This window comes from Paenibacillus sophorae (assembly GCF_018966525.1).
Classification (GTDB): domain Bacteria; phylum Bacillota; class Bacilli; order Paenibacillales; family Paenibacillaceae; genus Paenibacillus_AQ; species Paenibacillus_AQ sophorae.
Window position 1 is genome coordinate 5,477,234 of the sequence record NZ_CP076607.1, and the last position, 15,766, is coordinate 5,492,999.

Consider the following 15,766-nt stretch of genomic DNA (forward strand, 5'->3'; position numbering starts at 1 on the left):
CACGCCCTCTTCGATCAGAGCAGGCCGTCCAGTGCCAGATTAACCTTCAGCACATTTACCGCCGGTTCACCCCAGACACCGAGAAAGCGGTCTGTTGTATAGTTGTCGATTATTTCATTCACCGTCTTCACGGGGATGCCTCTTGCCCGGGCGATGCGGGCAGCCTGATATTTCGCAGCCGCCGGCGACAGGTTGGGATCGACGCCGCTGCCGGACGCGGTCACAAGTTCGGCGGGAATATCCTGCTTATTCGCCGGGTCGAGGCCGTTCCACCAAGCCGCTCTCTCCCGAACCTTGCCCAGCTGCTCGCTGCTGGTCGGCGACAGGTTGCTTACGCCCATCGGTCTGCCAATCAAATACCGGCCTTCCGTGAAGGGCTGGCCGATCAGCGCCGAGCCCACCGTACGGCTGTCGCCGTCTGTTAATTTCACGGTGATCAGACTGCCGTCCGCCTGGCTTGGCATGAGCGACTGGGACAAGGCCGTAATGACTCCAGGATAAATTATACCGCATAGCACGGTCATGACAATGAAGCTTAACAGGGCGGGACGTAATATTTTGAAGCTGCGTTTCATATCCATTCACCTCATGCGAGACCGCAAGCGGTCAGAAGTAGATCAATCAGCTTAATGGCGGCGAACGGCGCGACTATGCCTCCGAGACCGTAGATCCAAATATTTCGTTGCAGCAGTTTCCGGGCGGGCATCTCCTTGTACTTGACCCCTTTGAGAGAAAGGGGAATGAGCAGGATGATAATTACCGCATTATAGATTATTGCCGATAGAATGGAGCTTTTGGCGCTGCTCAGTCCCATGACATTTAGCGCCGTAAGCTGCGGATAGATGCCGAAGAACAGCACCGGGATAATCGCAAAATATTTGGCAACGTCATTGGCTACACTGAAGGTCGTCAGCGCCCCCCGGGTCATGAGAAGCTGTTTGCCGATTCGCACAATCTCAATCAGCTTGGTCGGGTTGGAATCAAGATCGACCATATTCCCGGCCTCCTTAGCCGCCTGCGTTCCCGTATTCATGGCAACCGCGACATCCGCCTGGGCTAGCGCCGGCGCATCATTGGTTCCATCCCCGGTCATCGCCACCAGATGGCCCTTGGACTGATAATCGCGGATCAGCGCAAGCTTCGCTTCCGGCGTGGCCTCGGCCAGAAAATCATCAACGCCCGCTTCGGCTGCGATGGCTGCGGCCGTCATCGGATTGTCGCCGGTAATCATAATCGTCTTGATGCCCATCTTCCGCAGGTCGTCAAAGCGTTCTTTGACGCCGTTCTTGACGATATCCTTCAAATGAACGACGCCGAGCACCTTACCGTCCCGGGCCACAACCAGTGGCGTGCCGCCGGCGGTCGCCACCTGCTTTACAATCTCTTCACATTCCTGCGGGTAAGCTCCGCCTTTCTCCTGAACGTATCCCTTGACGGCGTCCGCCGCTCCTTTGCGAATCTCGCTGCCCTTGTAATCAATGCCGCTCATTCTCGTCTTGGCCGTGAACTCCACGAATTTCGCTTCAAGCTTCGCCAGATCGCGGCCCCGTATGCCGAATCTTTCCTTGGCCAGAATGACAATGCTCCGTCCTTCCGGCGTCTCGTCCGCGAGCGAGGACATTTGGGCCGAGTCGGCAAGCTCTGCTTCCGTCACGCCGGAGACCGGGATGAATTCGCTGGCCTGCCTGTTGCCGAGCGTAATCGTGCCGGTCTTGTCGAGCAGCAGCACGTCGACATCGCCCGCGGCTTCGATTGCCCGGCCGCTCATTGCCAGCACATTAGCCCGGTTCAACCGGCTCATGCCGGCAATCCCAATGGACGACAGCAGCGCCCCAATCGTGGTCGGCGCCAGACAAACGAGCAGCGCGATGATATTGGTCAGCGATACGGATGCACCCGTTCCCGACTGGCGGCTGGCGAAGGATGAGAACGGCAGCAGGGCGGCGCAGACGACCAGAAAAATGATCGTCAGGCTGACGAGCAGGATTTGCAGCGCGATTTCATTCGGTGTTTTTTTGCGGGAGGCGCCTTCTACCATGGCGATCATTTTGTCCAGAAAGCTGTTCCCCGCTTCCGCCGTCACCCGGATGATGAGCCAGTCGGATACGACCGTCGTTCCGCCGGTTACCGCGCTGCGGTCGCCCCCGGATTCACGGATAACAGGCGCGGACTCGCCGGTAATCGCACTCTCGTCAACCGAAGCCGCTCCCTCAATAACTTCGCCGTCCATCGGAATTTGCTCCCCGGCTTCCACCAGCACGATATCACCTTTCAGCAGCTTGTCGGACAGCACCTCCGTATATTCTTCGCGGCTTGCGGCGGACTTCAATTTTTTGGCTTTGACCTCTTTTCTTGCGCTGCGCAGGCTGTCCGCCTGCGCCCGGCCTCTTCCTTCCGCGATCGCCTCGGCAAAATTGGCGAACAGGACGGTAAACCAGAGAATCAGCGCAATCGCCAGCGTGTAGCCGGCGGCTTCATCCCGAATGCCGGCAAAGGCCAGCAGATATAATAGCGTCGTGAACCAAGCGCCGACGTACACGACCAGCATAACCGGGTTTTTCACCTGAATGCGCGGCGACAGCTTCACGAAGGATTGACGGAGCGCATCATACAATATAGCCGGTTGTTTATAATTTTCTCCCATTGTTATCACACCTCTATAATCAGCTTTAACCGCGGTTCGTAAAGTAATCGGCAATCGGCCCGAGCGCAAGCGCCGGCAAAAAGCTGAGCGCGCCGATCAGCATAATGATTGCAATCAGCAGAAAGGCAAACATTGCGCTGCTCGTGGACAGCGTGCCTTCGCCCGCCGCCACACTTTTCTTGCCGGACAGGCTGCCCGCCAAATAGATCACTCCCGCCATCGGAATGTAGCGTACCATCAGCATAACGAACCCGCCGACGATGTTGGTGAACGCATTATTCGCCGCATAGCCGCCAAAGGCGCTGCCGTTGTTGTTCCCAAGGGAAGTGAAAGCGTACAGGATTTCCGAAAAGCCATGCGCGCCCGAATTGGTCAGCCACGTTCCCGCCTGCGGCATCAGCACGGCGGCGGCGGTTCCGAGCAGCGTCAGCAGCGGGGGCGCCAGCACGATCAGGCAGACCATTTTCATATCGAACGGCGCAATTTTTTTGCCCAGATACTCCGGCGTCCGCCCGACCATCAGCCCCGCGATGAATACGGTCAGAATAACGAAGGCGAGCATGCCGTACAGCCCGCTGCCCACGCCGCCGAACACGATTTCTCCCAGCTGCATCAGGAACATCAGCAGACCGCCCGCCAGCGGAGTAAAGCTGTCATGCATCGCATTGACCGATCCGTTGGATGCCGCAGTAGTCGCCGCCGCCCAGAGCGCCGATGTTCCGACACCGTGGACGACTTCTTTGCCCTCCATATTCCCCGAAGAGGCTACCCCGTGTATCAGGGGCGCTCCGTACCGTTCGCTGGCCGTAATTCCAACAAGACACAGGATGAACAGAATCAACATTGCCGCGTAAATGACCCGGCCCTGACCCCGGTCCTTGACCGCCTTCCCGAACGACACGCATAGCGAGGCGGGAATCAGCAGAATGGACAGCAGTTGAAGCAGGTTGGAGAACGCGGTCGGATTCTCCAGCGGGAACGCCGAGTTCATTCCGAAGAAGCCGCCGCCGTTCGTGCCGAGCTGCTTGATGGCGATCTGGCTTGCCGCCGGACCGAGCGGCACGACGCTTGCGGCGCCGTTCTCCAGGTTCGTAACATGCGCATAAGGGGAGAGAGTCTGCACAACCCCTTGAGAGACCAGCAGCAGCGCAAGGATCGCGGAAAGCGGAATCAATACATAGATATGAATGCGGACCATGTCTTTCCAGAAGTTCCCGACCGTTCCTTGAGATTTGCGGACAAAGCCCCGGATGAGAGCGAACAGCACCGCAATGCCCATTCCGGCAGACACAAAATTTTGCACCGTGAGCCCCAAGCTCTGTGTCAGATACGACAAAGCCGATTCCCCGGAATAAGCCTGCCAGTTCGTATTGGTAATGAAGCTGACCGCCGTGTTGAACGCCAGATCCCAGCCCATAGCCTTCTGATGCTCCGGATTAAGCGGAAGCAGACCCTGCAGCATCAGAAGCAGGAACAAAGCGATCAAGCCGATTCCGCTGAAGATAAGCACCGCGCCCGTATATTGGCCCGGACTCATGCCATCGTCCTCTTTAACCCCGATGATCCGGTAAATTCCCCGCTCTATTGGCTGCATGATCCGGGACCAGAATACTTTTTCTCCCATCATCACCTTGTAAATATAGACGCCGAGCGGGACGGACAGCCCCACCAGCAGTACGAGAAACAGCAGATCCTGAAACATCGCCTCTCTCATTTCCCATCACCCCAGAATAAGACATAGAGCAAATACACAAACATTGCGGCTGCGGCCAGCCCTGCGATTATTACCACCGTCGCCATTTCCGCTCCTCCATTTCGCTTCTCTTTACGAGTTTCATATTACCAGCGGGCGTATAAATACAGTGTTAAGAAACCCCAATGCCGTATAAAGATTTCGTTAAGACGGGCGAATCGGCTGTTCGCGCCACCATCTGCCGGAGAAGCCATGACTGTACAGCAAAAAGAGGGGCGATCCCTAAGTCATCTGCGATGACTTAGGGATCGCCCCTTCTCTCTTTTTCTGCCTTTGCATCGTATCGCTACACTTTCAGCCGCTGCAGCCTGAGCGCGTTCAGCACGACGGAAACGGAGCTGAATGCCATCGCAGCTCCGGCAATCCATGGAGCGAGGAGGCCTGCTGCGGCAACCGGTATGCCGAGCGTATTGTATCCAAGCGCCCAGAACAGGTTTTGCCGAATATTAAGCATCGTTTCAGATTGGACAATTATTTGATCGTCTCGCCGATTTTGTACGGCTCCTCCACGCTGATGCCGGAGGGTATCGTAGACACCAGTCCTCCCGGCTGGTTCGCAGCATGCAGCATGTCTGCTCTTCGGCCAGTGTGTCCCTCCATTGGTATCTGTGATAGGTGTCTATGATGGGGATAGCTGTTCATGACGGGGGGGGAGTGGGGGGGATTAAACAGCGAGAGCATGAACAACGGTCCTGATCGTGGCCAAACGGCACCGGTTGCAAACGAAGAAGAAATTCGATGGTTTTTCCCTTTCCGCTGATGTAGAACTACATTATAATAAGGGCTATGACGAAGAACGTCCCGCTTCACTCAACCGAGTGAGCCGGGGCGCTTTTTATTTTGGGGAGGAAAAAATGGACTTTAACGAAGCCTATCAGCAGTTTATTCAATATCATCTTGCACACCGGACAGGAGAACGCCAATCCAGGCTGAAAAGGGGGCATCTGCACGCCGAATCGCTGTTTCTGGAAAAGGTCTGGTGGCCTTTGACGGGCCGTATGAATGATCTGCATCCGGAGTATGAAGTGTTGGATTGGCGGGGCAGGTCTTATTTTGCCGACTTTGCCTGGCTCCCGGGATACGCCAAGCTGATTATAGAAATCAAAGGATTTGGCCCGCATGTGCGCGATATGGACCGGATGAAGTATTGTAATGAATTGAACCGGGAGACCTTTCTGCACGCTATGGGATACCAGGTGATTTCCTTTGCCTATGACGATATTGAACGGCGTCCGCAGTTATGTGTCACCTTGCTGCGCATGGTACTGAGCCGCTACCGGCCATCGGCTGCTCCCGTCTCCAGAGCGGTGCTGGCCGAAAAAGAGGTGCTCCGGCTCGCCGTTCACGCCGCCAAACCTCTACGGCCGGTGGATGTCGCCCGGCATTTTGAAGTCGACTCCAAGACGGCTGTTCAAATTCTCAAAAAGCTGTGCGCCAAAGGCTTACTGAATCCAGTCCGTCGTGGCAAAAGTGAACGGGCAGTCGGCTATGAACTGTCTAATGGCGTTCTTGACTATTACCTGTAACGCTGTAACGGAAATTCTCCGGCTTAATTCTCATATTTCATCCAAAAAAGTACATTAAGGCGGAAAAACTCCAGCTTATTCTTTCCTCAACACCAAAAAGTAGAGAAAATGGGGAAATAAACAGGAGTTTTTCCAGTTTATTTGGAAATCGGGAAGATTTCCGGCTTATAAACGGGAGAAATTCCCGTTCAATAAGGAAATCTTCAGTTGGCCCCCCAACCGGTGCCCGCTTACGGCCGCGCAGCGGATCTGCGGGGCTTACTGGCCTGGGCGACGGGGCGCAATGGCGCCGTCGCTTCTGCCACCGCCGCTCGCACCGCTCTGCGGGCCCTGGCTTCGCACCCCGGGCCCGGCGCAGCGCGCCTCTCTACCGACCGCCCGCATCCGGCTGCGCTCTGCGCCCGCCGGCCCTCTTACGGCTCCACCGTAGACGGCGCGCCACCGCCGCCGCTTCCGGTGATGTCGCTACTGTTCGCGCCGCTCCCCGCCGGAGTCCCCGCCGACGGGCCGCTCTGCGCGCCCGAGCCCTGCGCGCCGCTTCCTCCTTGCACAGCGCCGCCGCTAGAGCCCTGCGTGCTTACACCGCCGCCGGAGGACGGAGCGGGCAGCGCAATATTCGGCGCTCCGGCGCTTCCCTCGCCGACGGGTCTGCCTTGGTTGTCGTAATAATACATCGGGACATCCCCGACAACCATCAGATAAGAGACGGGAATTTCCGTATCGACCACCTGCGGCTCCATGTCAAAAGGAACGATCACCGACACCTCGGTAACGATATGAATATACACTTCAACCAGGATCATATTGATTCCCGCATTCTGCTGGCGGGTATTCAGTTCGACCTTGACCGCGCCCTGCGGCTCGATCTTTATCGGAATATCCGGACCGAAAGAAGCGATCAGCGGACTATCCAGCGCCTGGCCGAGCGGAATATGCTCGGTCTGATTATGCAGGCCGTCCAGGGTTGATTGAATGACTTCCGCCGCCTGCGAAGTAATGCGCATATGCTCCGCATAGTTGAGCATAAAGCCGGAGATTTTGCCTGAGCCGTCTGTCTTCCAGTCAATCAGCTTCTCGGCGCTGCTGCCGCTTGCCACCTGGGAGGCAATGGCCTTGTTAATCGCCTCGGTCGCGACCTGCTTCACGCGGATCTGCGCCAGATGGACGATCGGCGGCGTCAGATGCCGTTCCACATAGCCGAGGCCAAGCAGCACGGCGACAAGCAGCAGCAGAAACGTCAGCAGCCAGAACCTGCGGCGGCTTCGCGGTCTGCGGCGCCGTCCGTCGGCCGCTTGCCCCAGCCGATCGCCGTTTTCCGGCCGCCGGCTCCAGAAACCGGCAGGGCGCGGAGCTTTGGCGGGCCTGGACTTGAAGCGCGCTCCGCTGGAACGCAGCGGCGTCCATCCCCCATCCCCAAATCCGCTGCGCCCGCTCCCTGAGTGCCGGTTTACAGAACGAAAAATGCCGGAACCGCCGGACTTGAACGAACTTTTTCGAACGGGCGGCGTAAAGCTGATCCGCGGCAGGCGCCAGGCGGATGGCAGCTGAAGCCGCCGGTTTCCCCACTTTTTTATTCTGCCCATAGCGCTCTTTCCTCCCGCCTTTCGGCGGTCAAGCCGCCGTCTACTGTATCGTATTCGCCGCCCGCCCAAAAAAGAAGAACGCTTATCCGGCGCGGCACACCGGACAAGCGTTCAATTTCGATACGCAAACGTTTCTATTTTTTTAAAGCCGAATCAAACCATCCGCTCCCGCTTATCCTCCTGCAGATGGCCCCAATGCTTCCAGATGAAGACGGCGGCAAGGACGATGATGAACATACCGTAACCAGTCAGATAAAAACTCCATTCCTCTCTCGGAACAATGAGCGAAGAACCGATCGTACCGAACAGCCAAATATAGGACAGATTTCCGAGCGCCGTTCCCCAGATAAAAGCCGGGAGGGGCAGAGGAGACACCGCAGACATGATATTAATCACATTATTGGGAATAATAGGTATTGTGCGAAGCAGCACCAACGTCCAGATGCCGTAACGGGCCAAATAACGCTGCCATTTGTCATAACGCTTCAGCTTCCTGCCCCATTTCCGGTCAAACCAGTGAAACAAATACCTCCGGGACAGATAAAATACGAACAGCCCTCCCAAGTTACAGATCAGCCAGCTGATCAGCATCCCGCAGATTACATCGAATACCGAGACATGCAGCACGATCAATATAACGAATGGGAAAAATCCGAACAGGCTCTGAAGGAGCGCGAGCGGGATCGTAACCAAGAGAATTGCGGGTCCGCTAAGGCCCAGCACCTGCAGCAGCCAGTCAATCCAGGCGTTTACCGTATCTGTCATGCATCGCTCTCCTCTCTGTACTCCTTGCTCTCAGCCCTGCTTCTGATCATATTCAGATATTTCAAAGAAAACACCCCGGACGGGGTGTTTGTAAACGAAAATTCACTATGGATTGTCAATTAAGAACAAAAGAATATTATAGTATGAAAAATTAGCAATCTAGGTTTTTTCATCATAGCATACTTGTTAATCTACTGTAAAATACTTAGCGGCGCACAGACTGGCGGTTCCCGTGTTAGCCGTGATCATTTTTGGAAAATCAATCGTTTTCCCGGTCTGCCGCGTCTTACTGTTATAGAACATGAATTTAGATGACTTCTTCCCAATGCCAACACTAATTATAAAAAGGGGGAGTGGTGAATGGTGGGAAATACAATGGACGAGGTCAGATTAGAGGATTTTGCGCTGATGGATGAAGAAACTTTTTTTGAACGGCTGTACGTCGAACACCGCAAAATGTACGTGATCGCTTTCAGCTACCTGGGAACGGAAACGGACGCGCTGGAAGTGGTGCAGGAAGCGTCATGCCGGGCATGGATGAAGCGCAAAAAGCTTAAGGACGAGCAATCCTTTACGCCCTGGCTGATCCGGATTACCATCAACTGCTGCATGGATGAACTCCGGCGCAAAAAGCGCATGTTTCCAGCCGAGAAGCTGGTGGAGGAAGCGGCGCAGGAAATGAAAAGCAACGAACGGATCGACCTGGAACGGGCGATGAATCGGATGAAGCCGCGATACCGGCATGCCGTGATCCTAAAATACTACCAGGACATGACAACCGCCCAAATTGCAAAGGTGCTGAAAAAACCCGAAGGCACGATCAAAACCTGGCTGCGCGAAGGACTGAGGCAGCTTCGGAATTATCTGTAGACATACGGGAGGCGAATGAAATGATAGAAAAAGAAGAACGCATTCTGCATCAGAATGCTCATGAAGTGAACCGGCACGCCGATACGTTCCAGGAAATGAAAATCTATAACGCTATGCGAGGTGGAATAATGCGGGGGAAGAAGCGCGAGAAGCGGCGCATCTATTCATATGGAGTGGGTGTGGCCATAGCCGCAGCGGCCGCAGTTCTGATTACGTTCTCTTTCATCGGATTACCGGCAAAGGAAGTTGCTGAACATTCAGTGCAAACGGCCAGCACTAAAAATTGGGACAATTTCAAAGAGTACCGCTTGAGCTACAGGTTAGATCCTTCACTTGCAAGCGCGCTGGAACAGAATCTCGTAAAGCCGGTTCGCCAGAGCGCGGAAAACAAAGGTTACCGTGTCGATGTGGCCGGCGCTGTTACGGATGGCCGAAAAGTGTTTGTCCTGTACAGTGTCCATAATAATACGGACAAAGAAGTAATACACGCAGATTTCTCGCTTCAATTTGGAGCCTTTAAGGACCCGTATCCGCATAAAGGCACATCATTAGATATGCTGGGCAGCGAGAGCCGGATCCCGGCGGGCCAATCCGTAGATTTTATATACTCCACCAACCTTTCGCCATCAGTTCAATATTCGAAAAAGGTGAACCTCAACGTTGCTCTTACCGAGACTTCAGAGGAGGCGCTCGCTTCCAGCGGTTCCAGCAACAGCAAGTACCGGACTGATCTGGATGTTGCGTTCGAGCTCGATCCCGACATGTTCAAAGACCAGCAGCATACATTGTCTGCCAATCGCACCTTGACCGTAGACGGACAAAAAATCAACGTGCGTCAAGTACTGTATACCCCGATGGGTACCTATGTGGATTTAGAGTATGATAAGAACAACGAGAAACGAATTTTCCAATTGATTAATCCTGTTCTGATCGGTAAAAAAGGGGACACTACCGAAAAATTATATTACCCCGGCATCATCACATCTGACAATTCCGAAGTCTACACGGATGATTCCAAGGCCACGCTGGTTTTCAAGAACAGCCAGTACAGCCAGCCAGACTCCGTAACATTAAAAACATTCGGCATTTCGGCTGTCGATAAGGATCAGATGAAAATTGTTGTCGATCTAGTCAAGAAACAGATTATTGAAGCGCCGGGAAGCGGTCTTGAACTTGTCGAGCCCACGCCAGAGAGCAATCCGGAAGCTGGAGAAATTCTGTTACGGCAAAAGATTGACAATGCCCAATATTTGAACACTTATACCTGGCTGGCCGACAGCTTCACCGATGCGCAGGGTAAAGTACACAAAAGAGCGCCATCAGGCAGCTTCGGCGTCTCTAGGTCAAAGGATGGTACGGCGGTGAACGAGATTCGTTATAACTTTGGAGAAGATGCCAAGAATTATCCGCAGCCTCTGACCATACCGATTGAGAAGTTTATAAATCCGATTTGGGACACACAGGCCGTAGAGCTGTACTCGAAGAATTAGGGGCTAAAGTTATTTAAACGGCATCGCGTTAACGTTTATAATAAAGGTAACTGGTTGTGCATATACCTGATGTAAACCTAATGCAGAATTTCGTGATTTAGAAGCTGTCGTTAAAAGGAGTATGACTTTGCCAAGCGAATTATTTCACTTTCATAGAATAATAAAACATATACCAAATGTTCTCACAGTGATGCGGCTAATTTGCTCTGTGATACTGTTGTTTGTAAAACCGTTATCTGCTCTATTTTTTGGCCTCTATATCGTATGTGGCGCAAGCGATGCTCTTGATGGATATATAGCGAGAAAGACAAAAAGCACCAGTCAATTAGGTGCAAGTATAGACAGTGTCGCAGATGCAATTTTCATAGGTGTTACACTGTCTGTCTTTCTTCCGATTCTTCATCTTCCGTTATGGATATTATGCTGGATCGGAGCCGTTGCTCTTATTCGCATAGGGTCATTGATAATTGGATTTGTAAAATACCACGCTTTATCTTTCATACATACATATGCTAATAAGGCAACAGGGCTTATGCTATTCTGCTTCCCATTTCTGTATAGTATATTTGGACTAACCATAACCTCAAGTTTACTTTGTGGATTGGCAAGTTTTTCAGCAATCGAAGAACTGATTATAAATATAAAATCTAAAGAGCTATCAAGGGATACAGGCTGTATTAACTGGAAGAGGATTAAATCATGAGACGTGTGATAGGCGTAAAAGCCTTCATTCCTGAAGGCTCTTAACAACATATGTTCTTGTCGCCGGGCATCCCGTCAGGCGAACTTACTCAATACCCGCCATCCACTTCATGACTTTGTCCGGGTTGGATTCAACCCAAGCCTTGGCCGCTTCCTCCGGGGATTGTCCGCCCTGAATGGCTATCATAACCTGCGCCATATCATCCGGCGTCCACTGGAACTGGTCCAGGAACTGGTGAACATCCGGCTGATCGTCATTCAGACCTTTACGGGCTAATGTATGAATCTGCTCATCGCCGCCGTACACGCCTTGGGGATCACTCAGATATTTAAGGTCCATGTTGGCGAACATCCAATGCGGCGTCCAGCCGGTTACGACAATCGGCTGATTGGCGTCATAGGCCTTTTGCAGCTCCTGCGCCATCGCCGCCGACGAGCTTTCCACCAGCGTATAACCGTCCAGCTTATAATCCTTCAGCGCTTTTTCCGTTGCCGACATAATGCCCGCGCCCGGCTCGATGCCGATAATTTTATGATCCAGCGAATCTGCGACCGCGCTGCCATTCAGATCTTCAATCGAATCCACTTTCATGTAGGCCGGAACCGTCAGTCCAATTTTCGTTCCATCCAGGTTGGCGCCCAGATCTTCCAGATCTTTTCCGTATTTCTCCATGTAGGAAGCATGCGTGCTCGGCAGCCAGGCTGCGACCATCGCGTCCGCACTTCCGCCCGCTACCCCGGCGAACATCGGCCCTGCGTCAACCTGAAGCAGCTCAACCGTCTTGTTCAGCTTCGACTCCAGCACTTCCTTGACAACATAGGTGCTGGCAATTTCGGAATCCCAGGCCACGTAAGCCAGCTTGACGGTTTGCGAACCGCTCCCCGAGGACGAGGACGAGCAGCCTGCCAGCATAACGGCGGCCAGCAGGAGCAAAGGCAGGGTAATGGACATAAACTTTCGGCGATTTCTCTTTTTCATTAATGTAAATCCTCCTATTTGTGCTTGATTTTAAGCGCGTTCTGCGTCATGCGGTCCAGCAGGATGGCGATTACGACAATCGCGAGTCCCGCCTCGAAGCCGGCGCCGGTCTTGGCCTGGGACACGGCGCGGTATACATAGGCTCCGACCCCCTGCGCGCCGATCATGGACGAGATGACGACCATCGACAGAGACAGCATGATCGTCTGATTGATCCCGGCCATAATGGTCGGCATGGCAATCGGAAGCTGCAGCTTAAACAGCTTCTGGTTCGGTGTCGAGCCGAATGCGTCGGCGGCCTCCACCAGTTCCGAAGAGACCTGGCGAATGCCGAGATTCGTCAGGCGAATCGTGGGCGGAATGGCAAAAATAATTGAAGCGATCACACCCGGAACAACGCCCAGCGAGAAAAAAGACACCGCCGGAAGCAGATAGACGAAGGCGGGCATCGTCTGCATGAAGTCGAGAACAGGCGTGACGATATTTCTTGCCTTTCCGCTTTGCGCGCATAGAATACCGATGGGCACACCGATCAGTACGGCCAGCACGGATGCCGCCAGCACGAGCGCAAGCGACTGCATCGAAGGCCCCCACAGCCCAAGATTGTCGATGAGCAGCAGCCCGATCAGCGCGAACAGCGCAAGCCGCCATTTTCCAATCCAATAAGCAAGCGCCGTTATTAGCAGAATGACAACCAGTGCGGGCAGAAAGGTGAGTACGGCTTCAATCCCCTCTACCATCCCTCCGATAACGGAATGGATGAAGTCAAAGACCGGACCGAAATATAGCGTCAGCCATTCCTCCAGCTTCTCCACCAGCCTGCCGAGCGGCAGTTTCGGAATATTCATCAGGCAAGCCCTCCTTCCGGCACCGCATTGCCCGCAAGGGCGGACAGCACGGCTCCTTTGATGACAATGCCGTTCAGACGGCCCTGTTCATCTATCACGGCGAGCGGCAAGTGCGACTCCGCCATAAGCTCGAACAAATCATTCAGCAGTGTGTCCGGACGAACCTGCGGGATTTCCCGCCGCAGACAATCGGTAATCGACTGCTGCTCTTTAAGCGCCCGCGCGGCGTCATCGGCGGTAATCACGCCCAAGAGCTTCATATCCTTGTCAGCCACATACAGGCTGGACACGCCGCTGTCGCGCATCAGCTGCAGCGCGACGCGCGGTCCGCGTTCGGGCCGGATCATCTCCGGCTGCCTCATTACATGGGCCGCGGTGAGTACCTTCGACAAATCCACGTCCTCCACGAACCGCTCCACATATTTGTTGGCAGGCTGGATAAGAATTTCCTCTGGCGTACCGATCTGCACAATAACGCCGTCTTTCATCAAGGCGATCCGGTCGCCAATCCGCAGCGCCTCGTCCAAATCATGCGTAATGAAGACAATCGTCTTCTTCACCCGGTCCTGCAGCTCCAGAAGTTCCTGCTGCATATCCTTGCGGATCAAGGGATCAAGCGCGCTGAACGCCTCGTCCATCAGCAGAATGTCCGGATCATTCGCAAGGCCCCGGGCCAGACCGACCCGCTGCTGCATCCCGCCGCTAAGCTGATCGGGACGATGGTTCTCCCATCCGCCAAGTCCGACCAGCTCCAGCGCCTGCTGCGCCAGCTCTCTGCGTTTCTTTTTATCGACGCCCTGCACCTCAAGCCCGTATTCGGCATTCCCGAGCACCGTCCGGTGCGGAAACAAGCCGAACTTCTGGAAGACCATACCGATATTTTTGCGGCGGAACTGACGAAGCTCTTCGGCATTCATCTTGACCACATCTTGTCCACGGAACAAGACCTGTCCCGCCGTAGGGTCGATCAGCCGGTTAAGCAGCCGGACAAGCGTCGACTTGCCGCTGCCCGACAAACCCATAATGACGAATATTTCTCCTTCTTTAATATGAAAATCGGCCTGATTCACTCCGACCGTCAGCTTGGCTTCCTTAGCGATTTTTTCCTTGGACCAGCCCTGCTCCAGCAGCGCAAGCCCTTTGCGGGCGTCCTGACCGAATATTTTCGTAAGCAGCTTCACTTCAAGTATAGGCATATGGACCTCCTTCTCCCGTATTTTCCGGGTCAATTCACTCGTTACAGTCTAACGGACGACCGGAAAGAGAAGCAAAGCGCATATACCGTTATAATTTAACGTACAGTTTTTACTTTACGTACTTTTCATAAAGAATACTCTGTTTTACTCCAAATTCCTTTCCGGTTTGGGTTCTTTACTTCATTGGGGGATGTGATTACAATACACTAGGAGAGATTGTGCAGTTATAAAGCTTCCTGCAGGAGGGACGGCATGAATGATTTAGAAGGGCTGGCGCCCGAGCAAATAGAGAGAATCAGCAAGGCCCGGGAGCGCGTCATCGATTCCATCGGCAAGAACATGGATCTGTACGGCGTTACTCTGTCCATCGGCCATTTGTACGGATATATGTATTTCAAGCAGGGTCCGGTTACGCTGGACGAGCTGAGCAAATCGATGGGCATGAGCAAGACGTCCATGAGTACGGGTGTGCGGACGCTGCTTGATCTGAAGATGATCGATAAGGTATGGGGGAAAGGAACACGGAAGGATTTGTTCGAGGCCTCATCCGACTGGTACCAGAATTTCAGCGATTATTTCTCGATTAAGTGGAGAAAAGCGGTGGAAAGCAACATGAACGCCCTGTCTAGATCCTTAAGCGAGATCCGGGCGATTAAAGAAGAGTACAGCGAGGATGAAGCGCTGGCCGCTCTGCTGAGCAAGGATGAGGACAAAATCGAAGACGCGATAAAATATTACCGCTGGCTGCTGAAGCTGATCGTGGCTCTGGAAACCGGCAAAATTTTTGAACTAATTCCGAAAGAAGAATAGTATTCCCTTTCGGACGAAGGCGATGGAGCTTGGCCGTGAGGCTGCCATCGTCTTTATTTTTGCCCAGGGTGCCGCTGCCTGCCGCTTTTGGCTGTTCCTCTCCGGGCAAGCGAAGGCAGGCGCGGACAGCCTAATAGCTTCGCTTGTTGCCTTTTTTCACATATTCCCAGTCCTGCTCCACGTTCCTCCTTACCCTCTTCAGGAGCTTGTACAGAGTTTCGATTTCCTCACCGGACAAGCCCGCCAGGGCCGATTGGTCGGAATAGTCCGATTCTCTTTTCAAAAAAGGATAGACTTCTTCCCCTTTAGCCGTGGGATACAGCTTTTTGATCTTTCGGTTGTCCGGATCGTTGTGCTTCTCGATCAACCCTTGAAGCTCCAGCTTGGCAATGGCGCGCGCTGCAGTCGTACGGTCCACCTTGATCATCTCGGCAAGCTTCTCCTGAATCATCCCGGGCTGCTCGCAGATGCGGATTAGGTACAAATACTGCCCCTTCGTAAGCTCCAATTCCTTGAATTCGATATTGCTGATTGAGTCGAACGCCCTGGCAATCATCCCGATTTCACGTAAAATCTCTCTCAATTTCAACGCTCCTATTT

The 15,766-nt window shown here is 53.7% G+C and carries 18 protein-coding genes; 5 read left to right on the forward strand and 13 right to left on the reverse strand.

Going from position 1 to position 15,766, the window contains the following annotated elements; all coding sequences use genetic code 11:
* Positions 1 to 14: 14 nt before the first annotated feature.
* The 6 genes from kdpC to KP014_RS29195 all read right to left on the reverse strand — a co-directional run bounded on the left by kdpC (position 15) and on the right by KP014_RS29195 (position 4,997).
* Complete coding sequence (gene kdpC / locus KP014_RS26460) at positions 15 to 575, reverse strand: K(+)-transporting ATPase subunit C (protein WP_036605295.1); 561 nt, start codon at positions 573 to 575, stop codon at positions 15 to 17.
* An 11-nt stretch (positions 576 to 586) separates the two neighbouring features.
* Positions 587 to 2,644 carry a potassium-transporting ATPase subunit KdpB gene (gene kdpB / locus KP014_RS26465; protein WP_090834652.1) on the reverse strand — a complete coding sequence of 686 codons (2,058 nt, stop codon included), beginning with the start codon at positions 2,642 to 2,644 and terminating at the stop codon, positions 587 to 589.
* A gap of 25 nt (positions 2,645 to 2,669) precedes the next feature.
* A complete protein-coding gene (gene kdpA / locus KP014_RS26470) occupies positions 2,670 to 4,358 on the reverse strand; it encodes a potassium-transporting ATPase subunit KdpA (RefSeq protein ID WP_036597274.1) in 1,689 nt (562 codons plus the stop codon).
* Positions 4,355 to 4,444 carry a potassium-transporting ATPase subunit F gene (locus tag KP014_RS26475; RefSeq protein WP_139210660.1) on the reverse strand — a complete coding sequence of 30 codons (90 nt, stop codon included), beginning with the start codon at positions 4,442 to 4,444 and terminating at the stop codon, positions 4,355 to 4,357. Before KP014_RS26475 ends, kdpA begins: the two co-directional genes overlap by 4 nt.
* Positions 4,445 to 4,683: 239 nt before the next feature.
* Entirely contained in the window at positions 4,684 to 4,851 is a 168-nt protein-coding gene (locus tag KP014_RS26480; RefSeq protein ID WP_175491955.1) for a hypothetical protein, read from the reverse strand.
* 17 nt (positions 4,852 to 4,868) lie between these two features.
* Positions 4,869 to 4,997, reverse strand: coding sequence for a hypothetical protein (locus KP014_RS29195; protein WP_281426438.1), 129 nt, complete (start codon positions 4,995 to 4,997; stop codon positions 4,869 to 4,871).
* A 98-nt stretch (positions 4,998 to 5,095) separates the two neighbouring features.
* On the opposite strand from KP014_RS29195, the gene KP014_RS26485 reads away from it, so the two are divergent.
* On the forward strand, positions 5,096 to 5,923 hold the full coding sequence (locus KP014_RS26485; protein ID WP_343223027.1) for a DUF559 domain-containing protein: 828 nt from the start codon (positions 5,096 to 5,098) through the stop codon (positions 5,921 to 5,923).
* A gap of 413 nt (positions 5,924 to 6,336) precedes the next feature.
* On the opposite strand, the gene yunB is transcribed toward KP014_RS26485, so the two are convergent.
* Genes yunB through KP014_RS26500 form a run of 3 tightly spaced genes read right to left on the reverse strand, consistent with a single transcriptional unit; the run spans position 6,337 to position 8,271 of the window.
* Entirely contained in the window at positions 6,337 to 7,506 is a 1,170-nt protein-coding gene (gene yunB, locus KP014_RS26490) for a sporulation protein YunB (RefSeq protein ID WP_090834651.1), read from the reverse strand.
* Positions 7,494 to 7,634 (reverse strand): hypothetical protein, encoded by a 141-nt coding sequence (locus tag KP014_RS26495; protein WP_216700423.1) that lies wholly within the window; start codon positions 7,632 to 7,634, stop codon positions 7,494 to 7,496. The genes yunB and KP014_RS26495 overlap by 13 nt, the downstream gene beginning before the upstream one ends.
* A gap of 25 nt (positions 7,635 to 7,659) precedes the next feature.
* Positions 7,660 to 8,271, reverse strand: a complete 612-nt coding sequence (locus tag KP014_RS26500) for a TVP38/TMEM64 family protein (protein ID WP_036596167.1) — start codon at positions 8,269 to 8,271, stop codon at positions 7,660 to 7,662.
* Between the two features lie 360 nt (positions 8,272 to 8,631).
* Here KP014_RS26500 and KP014_RS26505 point away from each other — a divergent pair, with 360 nt between their 5' ends.
* The 3 genes from KP014_RS26505 (at position 8,632) to KP014_RS26515 (ending at position 11,334) form a co-directional block, all read left to right on the forward strand.
* Positions 8,632 to 9,141, forward strand: coding sequence for an RNA polymerase sigma factor (locus KP014_RS26505; protein WP_090834649.1), 510 nt, complete (start codon positions 8,632 to 8,634; stop codon positions 9,139 to 9,141).
* 20 nt (positions 9,142 to 9,161) lie between these two features.
* The gene (locus KP014_RS26510) at positions 9,162 to 10,631 is read left to right on the forward strand and encodes a DUF4179 domain-containing protein (RefSeq protein WP_036596169.1); all 1,470 of its coding nucleotides are present in this window, start codon (positions 9,162 to 9,164) and stop codon (positions 10,629 to 10,631) included.
* Between the two features lie 127 nt (positions 10,632 to 10,758).
* Complete coding sequence (locus tag KP014_RS26515) at positions 10,759 to 11,334, forward strand: CDP-alcohol phosphatidyltransferase family protein (RefSeq protein WP_216700424.1); 576 nt, start codon at positions 10,759 to 10,761, stop codon at positions 11,332 to 11,334.
* Positions 11,335 to 11,418: 84 nt separating this feature from the next.
* Here the strand turns inward: KP014_RS26515 and KP014_RS26520 are convergent, their stop codons facing one another.
* From KP014_RS26520 to KP014_RS26530, 3 genes are read right to left on the reverse strand one after another with little or no spacing between them, the layout of a single operon-like run.
* Positions 11,419 to 12,312 carry a glycine betaine ABC transporter substrate-binding protein gene (locus KP014_RS26520; RefSeq protein WP_246590591.1) on the reverse strand — a complete coding sequence of 298 codons (894 nt, stop codon included), beginning with the start codon at positions 12,310 to 12,312 and terminating at the stop codon, positions 11,419 to 11,421.
* 14 nt (positions 12,313 to 12,326) lie between these two features.
* Positions 12,327 to 13,160 (reverse strand): ABC transporter permease, encoded by an 834-nt coding sequence (locus KP014_RS26525; RefSeq protein ID WP_090834648.1) that lies wholly within the window; start codon positions 13,158 to 13,160, stop codon positions 12,327 to 12,329.
* Complete coding sequence (locus KP014_RS26530; protein WP_036587953.1) at positions 13,160 to 14,356, reverse strand: quaternary amine ABC transporter ATP-binding protein; 1,197 nt, start codon at positions 14,354 to 14,356, stop codon at positions 13,160 to 13,162. Before KP014_RS26530 ends, KP014_RS26525 begins: the two co-directional genes overlap by 1 nt.
* Before the next feature lie 252 nt (positions 14,357 to 14,608).
* Here KP014_RS26530 and KP014_RS26535 point away from each other — a divergent pair, with 252 nt between their 5' ends.
* The gene (locus KP014_RS26535) at positions 14,609 to 15,166 is read left to right on the forward strand and encodes a GbsR/MarR family transcriptional regulator (RefSeq protein WP_036587955.1); all 558 of its coding nucleotides are present in this window, start codon (positions 14,609 to 14,611) and stop codon (positions 15,164 to 15,166) included.
* Between the two features lie 130 nt (positions 15,167 to 15,296).
* On the opposite strand, the gene KP014_RS26540 is transcribed toward KP014_RS26535, so the two are convergent.
* Complete coding sequence (locus KP014_RS26540) at positions 15,297 to 15,749, reverse strand: MarR family winged helix-turn-helix transcriptional regulator (RefSeq protein WP_036587957.1); 453 nt, start codon at positions 15,747 to 15,749, stop codon at positions 15,297 to 15,299.
* Between the last annotated feature and the right edge of the window lie 17 nt (positions 15,750 to 15,766).